Origin of the sequence: Sphingobium sp. DC-2, from assembly GCF_000722555.1 — a bacterium.
Classification (GTDB): domain Bacteria; phylum Pseudomonadota; class Alphaproteobacteria; order Sphingomonadales; family Sphingomonadaceae; genus Sphingobium; species Sphingobium quisquiliarum.
Genome location: NZ_JNAC01000026.1, coordinates 106500 through 121523, shown reverse-complemented (window position 1 = coordinate 121523; position 15024 = coordinate 106500). Strand labels below are relative to the sequence as shown.

Below are 15024 nucleotides of genomic sequence, written 5' to 3'. Positions count from 1 at the left end.
TTTAAGGGCGGATCGCCGCTGCGGCAAGTGCGCCATGGCCGGGCAGGCTGGACAAATGACGAAGCGCCGTCCATCGCCATCGGCGTGCAGCAATAATCATGAAGAGGTATCGGATCGATGGGCAGGCGAAAGCTGGTTGTCGGCAATTGGAAGATGAACGGCATGCGGAGCCACCTGGCGGAGGTCGAGGCGATCGGCCGCATCGCCGCCGAGCGGCCCGTGGTGGAAGTGGGGCTGTGCGTGCCCGCCACGCTGATCATGGCGGCGGCGGAGCGGAAGGGCGGCGCGTTTATCGGCGCGCAGGATTGCCATATGAACGCCAGCGGCGCGCATACCGGATGCCTTTCGGCCCAGATGCTGGCCGAAGCGGGGGCGGAATATATCATCGTGGGCCATAGCGAACGGCGCGAGGCGCAGGGCGAAAGCGACGCCGATGTCGCGGCCAAGGCGGCGGCGGCGCGGGCCGCCGGGCTCAAGGTGATATTGTGCGTCGGCGAAAGCCTGGACGTGCGGGACGCGGGCAATGCCGAAGCGGTCGTTTCGGCGCAACTGCTCGCTTCCCTGCCCGAAGGCGCTGCGGCCGATTGGCTGGCCATCGCCTATGAACCCATCTGGGCGATCGGCACCGGGCGAATCCCGGCGATGGAGGCGGTCGCATCCATGCACGCGGCGCTGCGCGCGGCGCTCGCCAGCCGCATCGGCGCGGACGAGGCGCAGAAGATGCGCATCCTCTATGGCGGGTCGATGAGCGGGGACAATGCGGCCGACCTGATGGCGATCGCGGATGTCGATGGCGGCCTGGTCGGCGGCGCGAGCCTGACGGCGGAGAAGTTCGCGCCGGTGATCGCTGCGGCGGGCTGAACGATCGAACCATCCCCTCCCTCGCGCGGGAGGGGAGTTTAGCCCGGTTGCCCCCGCCGCCCTTCGCCGCTATGGGCTCCCCAACGCACCCACTGGGACAGATTCCTCGCATGTTCACTTTCATCCTCGTCGTGCAGGCCATTGTGGCGGCCCTGCTTGTCACCGTCATTCTGATGCAGAAGTCGGAAGGCGGCGGGCTGGGCGTGGGCGGCAGCCCGGCGGGGCTGATGTCGGCGCGGGGCGCGGCGGACTTTCTGACCCGTTCGACGACCGTGCTCGCCAGCATTTTCGTGCTGCTGTCGATCGTGCTGGCGGTGATCGCGTCGGTGCAGCATGCGCCCAGCGACATCGACACGTCGCTGGTGAAGCAGGCGCCCGCGGCGCCCGCGGCCCCGGCTCCCGCGGCGGGCAATGCCGATCCGCTCGCCGGTGCGGCAGGCGCGGCGGGCGAAGGTCAGGCCGGCGGCAACGCCAATGGCGGCGCGGTCCCGCTCGCCAACTGATCTTTCTTTCCCATTTCCGATCTTTTTTGCTCGCGCGTGGATTCGCGTGCTTGCCCAACTCGTTTGTAAAAGGCTAAGCCTCTCCTCCCATGGCGCGGTATATTTTCATCACCGGCGGCGTGGTCTCCTCGCTTGGCAAGGGCCTGATGGCCGCTTCGCTTGCAGCTCTGTTGCAGGCGCGAGGGTTCCGTGTGCGCATTCGGAAGTTCGACCCCTATCTCAACGTCGATCCGGGCACGATGAGCCCGTATCAGCATGGCGAAGTCTATGTGACCGACGACGGGGCGGAAACCGACCTTGACCTTGGTCATTATGAGCGTTTCACGGGCGTTTCGGCGCGCCAGTCCGACAATGTGACGCAGGGCCGCGTCTATCAGACGATCATCCAGCGCGAGCGGCGCGGCGATTATCTGGGCGCGACGGTGCAGGTGATCCCCCACGTCACGGACGAGATCAAGGCCTTCGCCACCGCCGACACCGACGATCTGGACTTCGTGCTGTGCGAGATTGGCGGCACGGTGGGCGACATCGAATCGCTGCCCTTCATGGAAGCGATTCGCCAGTTGCATAATGATCTGGATCGCGGCCAGTCGATCTTCGTCCATGTGACGCTGGTCCCCTATATCGCCGCCGCGGGCGAGTTGAAGACCAAGCCGACGCAGCATAGCGTGCGGGAATTGACGTCGCTGGGCATCCAGCCGGACATATTGCTGTGCCGCTGCGAACATCCTCTGCCCGACAGCGAGCGCGCGAAGATCGCGCTGTTCTGCAATGTCCGCAAGGAAGCGGTGATTCCGGCGCTGGACGCCAGCAGCATCTATGCCGTGCCCGCGCAATATCATGCCGAAGGGCTGGATGAGGAAGTGCTGCGCGCCTTCGGGATTGAGGGCGCGCCCAAGCCGTCGCTCGACCGCTGGATCGACATCATGGATCGCCAGCAGAATCCCGAAGGCGAAGTGACGATCGGCGTCGTCGGCAAATATGTCGGCCTGCCGGACGCGTACAAGTCGCTCTACGAAGCGCTGACCCATGGCGGCTTCGCCAACCGGGTGAAGGTGAACATCAAGTGGATCGACGCGGAACTGTTTGAAAAGGGCGATGACGTCGCCGCCAGCCTGGAGCCGATGCACGGCATCCTGGTGCCCGGCGGCTTTGGCGTGCGCGGGTCGGAAGGGAAGATCGCCAGCGTCCGCTTCGCGCGCGAACGCAACGTGCCTTTCTTCGGCATCTGCCTTGGCATGCAGATGGCCTGCATCGAAGGCGCGCGGAACACGGCAGGCATTGCCGATGCGTCCACCACTGAATTTGGCGAAACGTCGGAGCCCGTCGTCGGTCTCATCACCGAATGGATGAGCAGCGAGGGGCTCCAGAAGCGCACGGCCGAGACCGATCTGGGCGGCACGATGCGGCTGGGCGCTTATCCGGCCAAGCTGACCGGCAACAGTGTCGTCGCGGGCATCTATGGCGTGGAAGAGATTAGCGAGCGCCACCGCCACCGTTACGAGGTGAATGCGGGCTATCGCGACGCGCTTGAAAAGGGCGGCCTGATCTTTTCCGGCATGTCGCCTGACGGCACTCTGCCCGAAATTGTCGAGCGGCCTGACCATCCGTGGTTCGTGGGCGTGCAGTTCCACCCGGAGTTGAAGTCCAAACCCTTCGACCCGCATCCGCTGTTCGCCAGCTTCATCGAGGCGGCGGTGAAGCAGAGCCGGCTGGTTTAAGGCTGGTACGCGCCGCTTCCAGCATGTCTTCGTCGTCCCGCGCGGGCGGGAACCCGGGTTTCATCCAGCTATAAGGCGGCAAGTGGGTCCGCGCCCTCGCGGGGATGACGATTAATGCCTCCATTCGTTTCGAGCGAAGTCGAGAAAACGATGGGGATGCGCTTTCCATTTCTCGACGTCGCTCGAAACCAACGGAGGTGAGGCTGGTCAACTGGCAGGCGTCAGCTTGAGCAGCCGCCCCTGCGACCCCTGACCACCATCCTCCAGCAGCCAGAGCGCGCCGTCCGGTCCTTGTTCCACCTCGCGGATGCGCGCGCCCATGTCCCACTGATCCGCCTTCGCCGCATTCTCTCCGTCCAGCTTCACGCGCACCAGCGACTGGCTCGACAGGCCGCCGATGAAGAGGGAATTTTTCCACTGCGGGAACAGGTCGCCTGAATAATAAAGCAGGCCAGCGGGCGAAATCACCGGGGTCCACCAGACTTTCGGCGCTTCGAAGCCGTCACCCGCGCTGTGATCGGGGATCGGCTTGCCGTCATAATGGTCGCCATTGGACACTTTGGGATAGCCATAGTTGAGCCCCGGCTTGATGAGATTGACCTCATCCCCGCCCTTGGGCCCCATCTCCTGCTCCCACAGCCGCCCGTCCTTGTCGAAGGCGATGCCCAGCAGGTTGCGGTGGCCATAGGACCAGACGGCAGGATGAAAGCCCTTCGCCGCGAGCGGGTTTCCGGCGGCAGGCGTGCCGTCGAGGTTCAGGCGCAGCACCTTGCCAAGCGTGGCCTTCGGGTCCTGCGCCGGATCGAACTTCTGCCGCTCGCCATTGGTGAAGAAGAGATATTTCCCGTCCGGTGAAAAGGCGATGCGGCCGGAATAATGGCCGTTGCCATCGACATAGGGCGTGGCGCGGAAGATGGTCTTCACGCCGTCCAGTTTCGTGGTGCCGTCGCTCGCCTGGTTGAAGGTGCCGGTCGCCAGCGCGACGCCCTTGCCGCCGGGCCCGGCCTCCGAAAAGCTGAAATAGACTTTCCTGTCGCGCGCGAAGCCGGGGGAAAGGACCACGTCCATCAGCGCGCCCTGGCCCGCGCTGTCGGCTTTCGGGATGCCCGCGACCGGAATCTTCGCCCCGTTCTTCGGGTCGAACAGGATCATCTCGCCCGCCTTTTCGGTGATGAGCGCGCGGCCGTCGGGCAGGAACGTCATGGCCCAGGGCGAATCGAAATCGGCGATGACGGATGTCTTGAACGGTTTGTCCGCCACGCCGCTGCTATTCTGTCCCGTGGCGTTGTCCGCCGAGCAGGCGATGAGGATGAGGGGCAGGGCTGTGATGAGTGCGCGGTCCATTCCAATCTCCATTCGTCCTGAGCCTTTCGCGCCGGAGGCGGCGTTTTCTACTTCTGCAAGAAAGCGAAGGGCTTCGGCAAGCTCAGCCCGAACGGATGAAATGGGCCAGGATTAATTTTGTTGCAGATTTTCCACACGCCCCTTATATCGCCCTTGCTTCCTTACATCGTCAAACATGTCGGGGTCGCGGGCGGAAAGCCTGCGGCGGGGAAGGCGCATATATTTTGCTGGAGACTGCATGGCGGACATCGCCGAACTGACCGCGCTGATCGAACCGGAGGTGAAGGCCCTGGGCTTCGACCTCGTGCGCGTGAAGCTGTTCGGGTCGGGTGACGAATATACGTTGCAGGTCATGGCGGAAAATCCCGCGACCAAGCAGCTCGTCATCGAAGATTGCGCCACCATCTCGCGCCGCCTGTCCGATGTGCTGGACGAGGCTGATCCGATCGAGGAAGCCTACCGGCTGGAGGTCAGCTCGCCCGGCATCGACCGGCCGCTGACCCGCCTCCACGACTATATGGAATGGGCCGGGCATGAGGCGAAGATCGCCACGGCGGAGGCTGTCGCGGGGCGCAAGAGCTTCCGGGGCACGCTGAACGGCGTCGAGGGTGGGAACATCCAGTTCAAGGACAATAAGGCCGGGGATGTCTCCATCCCCTTCGCGCTGGTCGGCGATGCCAAGCTGATACTGACCGACGCGCTCATTTCTGCTAGCATGCCGCTCTCATCCGATGGGGCGGACGAGTTCGAAACCGAAGAGTAAGGGTTCACGACCATGGCCAACGCCATTTCCGCCAACAAGGCCGAGCTGCTCGCCATCGCGAACAGCGTCGCCAGCGAGAAGATGATCGACAAGGCGATCGTCATCGAGGCGATGGAAGACGCGATCCAGCGCGCCGCCCGCGCGCGCTATGGTGCGGAAAACGACATCCGCGCGAAGCTGGACCCCGATAGCGGCGACCTGCGCCTGTGGCGCGTCGTCGAAGTGGTCGAGGCCGTGGACGATTATTTCAAGCAGGTAGACCTCAAGCAGGCGCAGAAGCTGAAGAAGGATGCCGTCATCGGCGACTTCATCGTCGATCCGCTGCCCCCGATCGACCTTGGCCGCATCGATGCCCAGTCGGCCAAGCAGGTGATCTTCCAGAAGGTCCGCGACGCCGAGCGCGAGCGTCAATATGAGGAATTCAAGGACCGCGTGGGTGAGATCATCACCGGCGTCGTCAAGTCCGTCGAGTTCGGCCATGTCGTCGTGAACCTGGGCCGGGCCGAGGGCGTCATCCGCCGCGACCAGCAGATCCCGCGCGAGGTCGTCCGCGTCGGCGACCGCATCCGGTCGGTGATCCTGAACGTGCGCCGCGAAAATCGCGGGCCGCAGATTTTCCTGTCCCGCGCGCATCCCGAATTCATGAAGAAGCTGTTCGCGCAGGAAGTGCCCGAAATCTATGACGGCGTGATCGAGATCAAGGCCGCCGCCCGTGATCCGGGCTCGCGCGCCAAGATCGGCGTGATCAGCCGCGACGGCAGCATCGATCCGGTCGGCGCCTGCGTCGGCATGAAGGGCAGCCGCGTGCAGGCGGTCGTGCAGGAAATGCAGGGGGAAAAGATCGACATCATCCCCTGGTCGGAAGACACGGCGACCTTTGTCGTCAACGCGCTCCAGCCCGCGCAGGTCGCCCGCGTCGTCATCGACGAGGAGGAGGAGCGTATCGAAGTCGTCGTTCCCGACGATCAGCTCTCGCTCGCCATCGGCCGCCGTGGTCAGAATGTCCGCCTCGCCAGCCAGCTGACCGGCAAGGCCATCGACATCATGACCGAGGCTGATGCCTCCGAAAAGCGCCAGAAGGAATTCGTTGCCCGCTCCGAAATGTTCCAGAACGAACTGGACGTGGACGAAACGCTGTCGCAGCTGCTGGTGGCGGAAGGCTTTGGCGAGCTGGAAGAAGTCGCCTATGTCGAGGTGGACGAGCTGGCCTCGATCGAAGGGTTCGACGAGGAACTGGCCGCCGAGTTGCAGAGCCGCGCGCAGGAAGCGCTGGAGCGCCGCGAAGCCGCTGCCCGCGACGAACGCCGCGCGCTGGGCGTCGAGGATGCGTTGGCCGACATGCCGCACCTCACCGAAGCCATGCTGGTGACGCTGGGCAAGGCGGGCGTGAAGACGCTTGACGATCTCGCCGACCTTGCGACCGATGAACTGATCGCGAAGAAGCGCGTCGATCAGCGCCGCCGCCGTAATGAGGGCAGTGAGGACAAGGGCGGCATCCTTGCCGAATATGGCCTGACCGAAGAACAGGGCAATGAGATCATCATGGCCGCCCGCGCGCATTGGTTCGAAGGCGAGGAGGCGTAAGGCTCATGCCGTTCATCGATATCCGTCTGGCCGGAAGCGCCACCCGCGAACAGAAATCGGCCATCGTCGCCGACATCACCAGGTCGATGGTAGAGCGGCTGGGCAAGCCCGCTGCCGCCGTGCAGGTGGTGATTTCGGAGATTTCGACGGAAAATTACGGGACGAACGGCATATTGATTGCCGATCGTCCGCCCGCGCCCAAGCCTGGGGAGGACGCCAATGCTGCGGTTACTCCCCAATGAGAGGCTAAGACCGGCATATAGCGCTGCTCTATCCGCGCCTTTCCATTTCAGGGGAAGGGCCGGGGGTGGGTGCGATTGGGTGGCAATCGCCAGCTACCAGGAAAGGGTGAGGGCGGATGCGCTTTGCGCGACCCACCCTCATCCAGAGTCACGTGCCTCTGGGCGGCCCTCCCTTGAAAGGGAGGGGCTGATCCTGTGACCGAACGCAAGTGCATCCTCTCCGGCGATCGCGCTGATCCCGAAGGGCTCGTGCGGCTGGCCATCGGACCGGCTGGTGAGGTGCTGCCCGATATCCGCGCAAAGGCGCCCGGCCGTGGCGCATGGATCGGTGTGCCGCGCGCCGAGCTGGAGCAGGCGCTAACCAGGGGCAAGCTCAAGGGCGCGCTGTCCCGCGCTTTCAAGACCGGCGATCTGCACATTCCCGATGCGCTGCCGGACCTCATAGAGGAGGGGCTGCGCAAGGCGCTGCTCGACCGGCTGGGGCTGGAGGCGCGGGCGTCCATGGTCCTCACCGGCTCTGAAAAGATCGACGTGGCCTGCCGTCAGGGCAAGGTCGAACTGCTGCTCCACGCCAGCGATGCGGCGGCGGACGGCAATCGCAAGCTGGACCAGGCCCTGCGCGTCGGGCAGGAGGCGGAAGGCACGGATTTGGCAGGCATCGTCTTGCCTGTGGACCGACACGCCCTATCTATGGCAATGGGGCGGGACAATGTCGTCCATATCGCAGTGACCGACTCGCGTGCCGCGTCGCGTCTGCGTACGGCCATCGGCCGCTTGGAAAGCTATCTGGGTTGCGCTACCGAGGCGCCCGCGCATGGGGAGCAGGACTCCGCCGGTGCGCAGGGCGTCTAGGCTGCATGGAATGAAGGCGCCGGCGGGCCTTACCAGCCGGGTTGAAGTGAAGGGTATAGTTCAGTCGTATGAGTGACAGCAAGGAAGACAAGCCGGTTCTGGGCCGCAAGCCGCTGGGCATCAAGCGGACCGTCGAATCCGGCCAGGTGCAGCAGCAGTTCAGCCATGGCCGCAAGAATACGGTCGTGGTTGAGGTGAAGCGGCGCCGCATCCTGGGCAAGCCGGGCGAAGCCGGTGCGCCCGCTTCTGCGCCGCAGGCTGATCCGACCCCGGCGCCCGCCGCCGCAGCGCCCGCGCCGCAGCAGCCCCAGGCGCGCGCGCCGCAGCCTGCCGCCCCCGCAAGGCCCGCTCCGCCGCAGAGCCTGATGTCGCGTCAGGAATTGCAGGCCAAGCTGCTGCGCGAGGCTGAGGAAGCGCGGATGAACGCGCTGGAAGAAGCGCGCCGCCGCGAAGATGCGCAGCGCCTTGCCGCGACCGAAGAAGAGAAGCGCCGCGCCGAGGAAAACCGTCTGGCCGCCGAAGCTGCCGAGGCAGAAGCCGCGCGCCGTGCGGAGGAAGAGGCCAGGGCTCCTGCCGCGGCTCCGGCCGTCGAGCCTGCGCCTGCTCCCGCTCCCGCGGAGGAACAGCCCGCCGCGCAAGCGCCCGAACAGCGCCCCGCCGCCGCCTCGCCTGCCGCCACCACGCCACCGCCGCGCCGCTTCACGCCGGTCACTCCGATCAAGCGTCCCGAACCGGCCAAGCCGGACCGGACCAAGCGTGCCGACGACAATCGCCGCCAGTCGGGCAAGCTGACCGTCACCCGTGCCCTCGCGGATGATGACAGCGCCCGCGCCCGCAGCCTCGCCGCGCTCAAGCGCGCCCGGGAGAAGGAGCGCCGCGCTCATTATTCGGGCGGCGCGCAGCAGCGTGAAAAGCAGGTCCGCGACGTTGTCGTGCCGGAAAGCATCACCGTTCAGGAACTCGCCAACCGCATGGCCGAAAAGGGCGCGGATCTGGTGAAGGCCCTGTTCAAGATGGGCACCGCCGTCACGCTCAACCAGCCGATCGATCAGGATACGGCGGAGCTGCTGGTCGAGGAATTCGGCCACCGTATCCAGCGCGTGTCCGACGCTGACGTCGAAATCGGCATGGAAGGCGAGGTTGACGCGCCCGAAACGTTGAAGCCGCGTCCGCCTGTCGTCACGATCATGGGCCATGTCGATCACGGCAAGACGTCGCTGCTCGACGCTTTGCGCGGCACCAATGTGGTGTCGGGCGAAAGCGGCGGCATCACCCAGCATATCGGCGCCTATCAGATCAAGACCAAGGGCGGTGACACCATCACCTTCCTCGACACGCCGGGCCACGAAGCCTTTTCGGAAATGCGCGCGCGTGGCGCGAACGTCACGGACATCGTCATCCTGGTGGTGGCGGCCGATGACGGGCTGATGCCGCAGACGATCGAGGCGATCAACCATACCAAGGCCGCTGGCGTGCCGATGATCGTCGCGATCAACAAGATCGACAAGCCCGAAGCCAATCCCCAGCGCGTGCGCGAGCGCCTGCTGGAGCATGAGGTGATCGTCGAGGACATGGGCGGCGAAACGCAGGACGTCGAAGTTTCGGCGCTCAAGGGCACCGGCCTCGACACGCTGATCGAGAAGATCCTGCTCCAGGCCGAACTGATGGAGCTGACCGCTAACCCCGACCGCCCGGCCGAAGGCAATGTGGTCGAGGCGCAGTTGGACAAGGGCCGTGGCGCGGTTGCGACCGTGCTGGTCCGCAAGGGCACACTCAAGGTCGGCGACACCTTCGTCATCGGTGCGGAAAGCGGCAAGGTCCGCGCTCTCATCAACGACAAGGGCCAGAATGTGAAGGTCGCAGGGCCGTCCACTCCGGTCGAAGTGCTGGGTCTGTCGGGCGTTCCGCTCGCCGGTGATCAGCTGACCGTGGTCGAGAATGAAGCGCGCGCCCGCGAAGTCGCCGCCTACCGTCAGGAACAGGCGACGAAGAAGCGGACCACGGCGGCTCCGACCAGCTTCGAACATATGTTCTCGGCGCTCAACACCAAGGTCATCGAATATCCGGTGGTGGTGAAGGGCGATGTGCAGGGTTCGGTCGAAGCGATCGTGTCGTCGCTCAACCGCATCTCGACCGACGAGATCAAGGTGCGCATCCTGCATTCGGGTGTCGGCGCGATCACGGAAAGCGACGTCACGCTGGCCGCCGCCAGCCGCGCGCCGCTGATCGGCTTCAACGTCCGTCCCAACGCCAAGGCGCGTCAGCTGGCGGAGCGCGAGAAGATCTCGCTGCGCTATTATGACGTGATCTACGACCTGCTTGAGGAAGTTCGCGGCGAAATGGCGGGCCAGCTGGCTCCAGAGCGCATCGAAACCATCGTCGGCCGCGCCGAGGTGTTGCAGGTCTTCCCCGCGGGCAAGAAGGACAAGGCCGCTGGTCTGCTCGTCCTCGACGGCATCATCCGCAAGGGGCTGGCCGCGCGCCTCACCCGCGACGATGTCATCGTGTCGCGCACCCACATCGCCTCGCTCCGCCGCTTCAAGGACGATGTGTCCGAAGTCCGGGCGGGCATGGAGTGCGGTGCGGTGTTGCAGGACACGAACGACATCAAGGCTGGCGATACGCTGGAACTGTTCGAGGTCGAAGAACGCGCCCGGACGCTGTGATCCGTGCTCCCCTCGGCCTCGCCCTCTCCTGAATTGCAACGGCCGATGGGAAGAGCCCACCCCCGGCCCCTCCCGTTCACGGGAGGGGAGGATTTATGTCCAATCAACCCGAAGGCCCCTCCGTCCGCCTCCTTCGCGTGGGCGAGCAGGTGCGCCATGTCCTGTCCGGCATCCTCCAGCGCGGCGACGTGCATGACGATGTTCTCGCCAGGCATGTCGTCAGCGTAACCGAAGTACGCATGTCCCCGGACCTGCGCCACGCGACCGTGTTCGTGAAATCGCTGCTGGGGCAGGATGAAGACGCGGTGTTGAAGGCGCTGCGCACCAACACCGCTTATCTCCAGCGTGAGGTCGCCCATCGCGTACGCCTCAAATATGCGGCGAAGCTCAAATTCCTCGCCGATGAGAGCTTCGATGAGGGCAGCCATATCGACAAGTTGCTGCGCGACCCCAAGGTGGCGCGCGATCTTGAGCAGCCGGGCGGCGAGGACTGACGCGCCGCGTCGATTTGCATGCACGGCTGGATCATCCTCGACAAACCGCATGGGCTCGGCTCCACGCAGGCGGTGAGCGCCGTCAAGCGCGCGCTGAGGCAGAGCGGGGCGGGCAAGTTGAAGGTCGGCCATGGCGGAACGCTCGATCCGCTGGCGACGGGCGTGCTGCCGGTTGCGGTGGGTGAGGCGACCAAGCTTGCCGGGCGGATGCTCGACAGCGACAAGATTTATGACTTCACCATAGCGTTCGGGGCGCAGACCGACACGCTCGACCTGGAAGGGAAGGTGATCGCCAGCAGCGATGCCCGGCCCACACTTGCCGAAGTCGAGGCGGTGCTGCCCAGCTTCACCGGCCCGATCGAGCAGGCGCCGCCTGCTTATTCCGCCATCCTGATCGACGGCCAGCGCGCCTACGACCTCGCGCGCGCGGGGCAGGACGTGGAAATGAAGACGCGCCAGGTCACCATATATTCCCTCCGCGTCTCCGCGTCTCCGCGCGAGGAAAATCAGTTCACGCGGAGACGCGGAGACGCGGAGGAAGTGGGAAGCGTCACCCTCACCGCCCATGTCTCCAAGGGCACCTATATCCGCTCCCTCGCGCGCGACATCGCCATTGCCCTTGGCACCGTCGGCCATGTCACCATGCTCCGGCGCATCAAGGCAGGCCCGTTCACCCTGGAATCCGCGATTTCGCTGGACAAATTGGACGAAGCTGCTAGGGGCGGCGGCTTCGGCGGTCTGATGCTGCCGTTGACCGCAGGGCTGGACGACATCCCGGCTCTCGCAGTCTCTCCCGATGACGCATTGGCTCTCCGGCAGGGGAAGGTGCTCGTGGGGAAACCGCATACCGGCCTGATGCTGGCGATGGAGGGCGATGTGCCCGTCGCGCTGGTCGAAGCCAGTGGCCCGGAAATCCGGGTGGTGCGCGGCTTCAATCTCTAGATGTTATGAAAGGAAGCCGATGTCGATTACTGCTGAGCGCAAGGAAGCGCTGATCAAGGAACATGCCCGCGCGGAAGGCGATACCGGTTCGCCGGAAGTCCAGGTCGCGATCCTTTCGGAACGCATTTCCAACCTGACCGAGCATTTCAAGGGTCATCACAAGGATAACCACAGCCGTCGCGGCCTGCTGATGCTGGTCAACAAGCGCCGTTCGCTGCTGGATTACCTCAAGAAAAAGGATGCGGGCCGTTATAACGACCTCATCGCAAAGCTGGGCTTGCGTAAGTAAGTCTGCTAAAGAAGGAGCGGCCCCCGATCGGGGCCGTTTCCGATTCTGACAACATGGCTCCGGGCAATCCGGCACGGCGCCATGACGGGGGAACCTCCCCCAACCGTTCGGGCTGAGCTTGTCGAAGCCCTCCACTGAGCGAAGGCGAAGTGCCTTCGCTACGCTCAGCTGGACCCTTCGACTTCGCTCAGGGCGAACGGAGGAGAGGTAAAGCTCTCCATCTTGGGCCATCAGGCCCATCAAAGGCCCCGCCCGGCAATAGGGCCCGGCGGGCGAAGGAAAACATTATGTTCGATGTAAAGAAGGTATCAATCGAGCTGGGCGGAAAGACCCTCACGCTCGAAACCGGCCGCATTGCGCGTCAGGCTGACGCCGCCGTGCTGGCGACCTATGGCGAAACCGTGGTGCTGTGCGCCGTGACCGCCGCCAAGTCGGTGAAGGAAGGGCAGGACTTCTTCCCGCTGACCGTCCACTATCAGGAAAAATATTCCGCGGCCGGCCGCATCCCCGGCGGCTTCTTCAAGCGTGAGCGTGGCGCGACCGAAAAGGAAACGCTGACCAGCCGCCTGATCGACCGCCCGGTCCGCCCGCTGTTTCCCGAAGGTTTCTACAACGAAATCAACGTCATCGCTCAGGTTCTGAGCTTCGATGGCGAGAGCGAGCCCGATATCGTGGCGATGATCGCCGCTTCGGCCGCGCTGACCCTGTCGGGCGTGCCCTTCCTCGGCCCGATCGGCGCTGCCCGCGTCGGCTACAAGGATGGCGAATATCAGCTGAACCCGTCGATGGACGAGGTGAAGACCGGCGAACTCGACCTGGTCGTCGCCGCCACCCAGGACGCGGTGATGATGGTCGAATCCGAAGCCAAGGAGCTTTCGGAAGACGTCATGCTCGGCGCCGTCCTGTTCGCTCATGAAGCGAGCAAGAAGGTCGTCGGCGCGATCATCGAGCTGGCTGAAAAGGCTGCGAAGGAGCCGTGGGAAGTCGCAAAGGGCGACGACCTGGATGACCTCAAGAAGAAGCTCAAGAAGCTGATCGGCAAGGACATCGCGGCCGCCTACAAGCTGACCAGCAAGTCGGCCCGTTCGGATGCGATCAACGCCGCCCGCGACAAGGCGAAGGCTTTCTTCGCGGAAGAGGGTCTGGACGCGCAGGCCGTCATGGCCGGCATCAAGCTGACCAAGAAGCTGGAATCGGAAATCGTCCGCACCGCCATCATCAAGGATGGCAAGCGCATCGACGGCCGCACCACCACGCAGATCCGCCCGATCGAAGCGATGGTCGGCTTCCTGCCGCGCACCCACGGTTCGGCGCTGTTCACCCGCGGCGAAACGCAGGCGATCTGCACCACCACGCTCGGCACCAAGGACGCCGAGCAGATGATCGACGGCCTGACCGGCGTTCATTATGAAAGCTTCATGCTGCACTATAACTTCCCGCCCTATTCGGTCGGTGAAGTCGGCCGCTTCGGCGCGCCGGGCCGCCGCGAGGTCGGCCATGGCAAGCTGGCATGGCGCGCCCTGCACCCCGTGCTGCCCAGCAAGGAAGAATTCCCCTACACCATCCGCGTCCTGTCCGACATCACCGAGTCCAACGGCTCGTCCTCGATGGCGACGGTCTGCGGCGGTTCGCTGTCGATGATGGACGCGGGCGTTCCGCTCAAGCGTCCGGTGTCGGGCATCGCCATGGGCCTGATCCTCGACGGCAAGGATTTCGCGGTTCTCAGCGACATCCTGGGCGACGAAGATCATCTGGGCGACATGGACTTCAAGGTGGCGGGCACCGAACAGGGCATCACCACCATGCAGATGGACATCAAGGTTGCCGGCATCACGCAGGAAATCTTCGAAGTCGCGCTGCGTCAGGCGAAGGAAGGCCGCGCCCACATCCTGGCTGAGATGAACAAGGCCCTGTCCTCGACCCGGACCGAGCTGTCGGCGCATGCCCCGCGCATCGAGACGATCCAGATCGACAAGTCGAAGATCCGCGACGTCATCGGCACCGGCGGCAAGGTCATCCGCGAAATCGTCGCGGAAACCGGCGCGAAGGTCGATATCGACGACGAAGGCATCATCAAGATCAGCTCGTCCGACATCGACCAGATCGAAGCCGCAAAGAAGTGGATCCTCGGCATCGTCGAGGAAGCGGAAGTCGGCAAGATCTACAACGGCAAGGTCGTCAACATCGTCGACTTCGGCGCTTTCGTGAACTTCATGGGCGGCAAGGACGGTCTCGTCCACGTGTCCGAAATGAAGAATGAGCGCGTCGAAAAGCCGACCGACGTCGTGTCGGAAGGCCAGGAAGTGAAGGTCAAGGTCCTGGAGATCGATCCGCGCGGCAAGGTTCGCCTGTCGATGCGCGTCGTCGATCAGGAAACCGGCGAGGAACTGGAAGACACCCGTCCTCCGCGCGAACCTCGCGAGCCCCGTGGTGATCGCGGCGACCGTGGCGATCGTGGCCGTGGCCCGCGCCGCGACGGCGGTGATCGTGGCGGTCGCGGTGGTGACCGTGGCGGCGATCGCGGCCCGCGCCGTGACCGCGGTGGTGATCGGGGCCCGCGTGGCGAAGGCCGTGGCGGCAATGGCGGCGGAGACGATGACGGCTCCAACGCCGGTCTGCCGGACTTCCTGACGCAGGACTGATTGTTCCTGCTTCTGATGAATAGGAAAGGGGTGTCCTTCGGGGCGCCCCTTTTTTTGTCATTGACGCCATGTGCCTGATATCCATCAATTGGCGCTGCGGATTCTTCTGATATTGTGCCGC

Annotated in this window: 13 protein-coding genes; 12 read left to right on the top strand and 1 reads right to left on the bottom strand. The window is 64.6% G+C overall.

The features are described from left to right. Positions 1 to 117: 117 nt before the first annotated feature. The 3 genes from tpiA (at position 118) to ET21_RS0104320 (ending at position 3085) form a co-directional block, all read left to right on the top strand. Positions 118 to 861 carry a triose-phosphate isomerase gene (gene tpiA, locus ET21_RS0104330; RefSeq protein WP_030538728.1) on the top strand — a complete coding sequence of 248 codons (744 nt, stop codon included), beginning with the start codon at positions 118 to 120 and terminating at the stop codon, positions 859 to 861. A 110-nt stretch (positions 862 to 971) separates the two neighbouring features. Beyond that, the gene (secG, locus tag ET21_RS0104325; protein WP_030538727.1) at positions 972 to 1364 is read left to right on the top strand and encodes a preprotein translocase subunit SecG; all 393 of its coding nucleotides are present in this window, start codon (positions 972 to 974) and stop codon (positions 1362 to 1364) included. Positions 1365 to 1453: 89 nt separating this feature from the next. Continuing rightward, the gene (locus tag ET21_RS0104320) at positions 1454 to 3085 is read left to right on the top strand and encodes a CTP synthase (protein ID WP_021238087.1); all 1632 of its coding nucleotides are present in this window, start codon (positions 1454 to 1456) and stop codon (positions 3083 to 3085) included. 207 nt (positions 3086 to 3292) lie between these two features. Here the strand turns inward: ET21_RS0104320 and ET21_RS0104315 are convergent, their stop codons facing one another. Then, on the bottom strand, positions 3293 to 4429 hold the full coding sequence (locus ET21_RS0104315; protein ID WP_030538726.1) for a PQQ-dependent sugar dehydrogenase: 1137 nt from the start codon (positions 4427 to 4429) through the stop codon (positions 3293 to 3295). A gap of 238 nt (positions 4430 to 4667) precedes the next feature. On the opposite strand from ET21_RS0104315, the gene rimP reads away from it, so the two are divergent. The 9 genes from rimP (at position 4668) to pnp (ending at position 14903) form a co-directional block, all read left to right on the top strand. Further along, complete coding sequence (gene rimP / locus ET21_RS0104310) at positions 4668 to 5192, top strand: ribosome maturation protein RimP (protein ID WP_021238085.1); 525 nt, start codon at positions 4668 to 4670, stop codon at positions 5190 to 5192. 12 nt (positions 5193 to 5204) lie between these two features. Beyond that, positions 5205 to 6776, top strand: coding sequence for a transcription termination factor NusA (nusA, locus tag ET21_RS0104305; protein WP_021238084.1), 1572 nt, complete (start codon positions 5205 to 5207; stop codon positions 6774 to 6776). A 5-nt stretch (positions 6777 to 6781) separates the two neighbouring features. Continuing rightward, a complete protein-coding gene (locus tag ET21_RS0104300) occupies positions 6782 to 7018 on the top strand; it encodes a tautomerase family protein (protein ID WP_021238083.1) in 237 nt (78 codons plus the stop codon). Between the two features lie 195 nt (positions 7019 to 7213). Further along, positions 7214 to 7870, top strand: coding sequence for a DUF448 domain-containing protein (locus ET21_RS0104295; protein ID WP_021238082.1), 657 nt, complete (start codon positions 7214 to 7216; stop codon positions 7868 to 7870). Positions 7871 to 7938: 68 nt separating this feature from the next. Beyond that, on the top strand, positions 7939 to 10536 hold the full coding sequence (gene infB, locus ET21_RS0104290) for a translation initiation factor IF-2 (protein ID WP_030538725.1): 2598 nt from the start codon (positions 7939 to 7941) through the stop codon (positions 10534 to 10536). A gap of 95 nt (positions 10537 to 10631) precedes the next feature. Further along, positions 10632 to 11030, top strand: coding sequence for a 30S ribosome-binding factor RbfA (gene rbfA / locus ET21_RS0104285; protein WP_030538724.1), 399 nt, complete (start codon positions 10632 to 10634; stop codon positions 11028 to 11030). A gap of 18 nt (positions 11031 to 11048) precedes the next feature. Beyond that, a complete protein-coding gene (gene truB, locus ET21_RS0104280) occupies positions 11049 to 11972 on the top strand; it encodes a tRNA pseudouridine(55) synthase TruB (RefSeq protein ID WP_030538723.1) in 924 nt (307 codons plus the stop codon). A 19-nt stretch (positions 11973 to 11991) separates the two neighbouring features. Beyond that, positions 11992 to 12261, top strand: coding sequence for a 30S ribosomal protein S15 (gene rpsO, locus ET21_RS0104275; RefSeq protein ID WP_021237747.1), 270 nt, complete (start codon positions 11992 to 11994; stop codon positions 12259 to 12261). Between the two features lie 287 nt (positions 12262 to 12548). After that, positions 12549 to 14903: a polyribonucleotide nucleotidyltransferase gene (pnp, locus tag ET21_RS0104270; protein WP_030538722.1), complete on the top strand. Its 2355-nt coding sequence runs from the start codon at positions 12549 to 12551 to the stop codon at positions 14901 to 14903. The last annotated feature ends 121 nt before the right edge of the window (positions 14904 to 15024 follow it).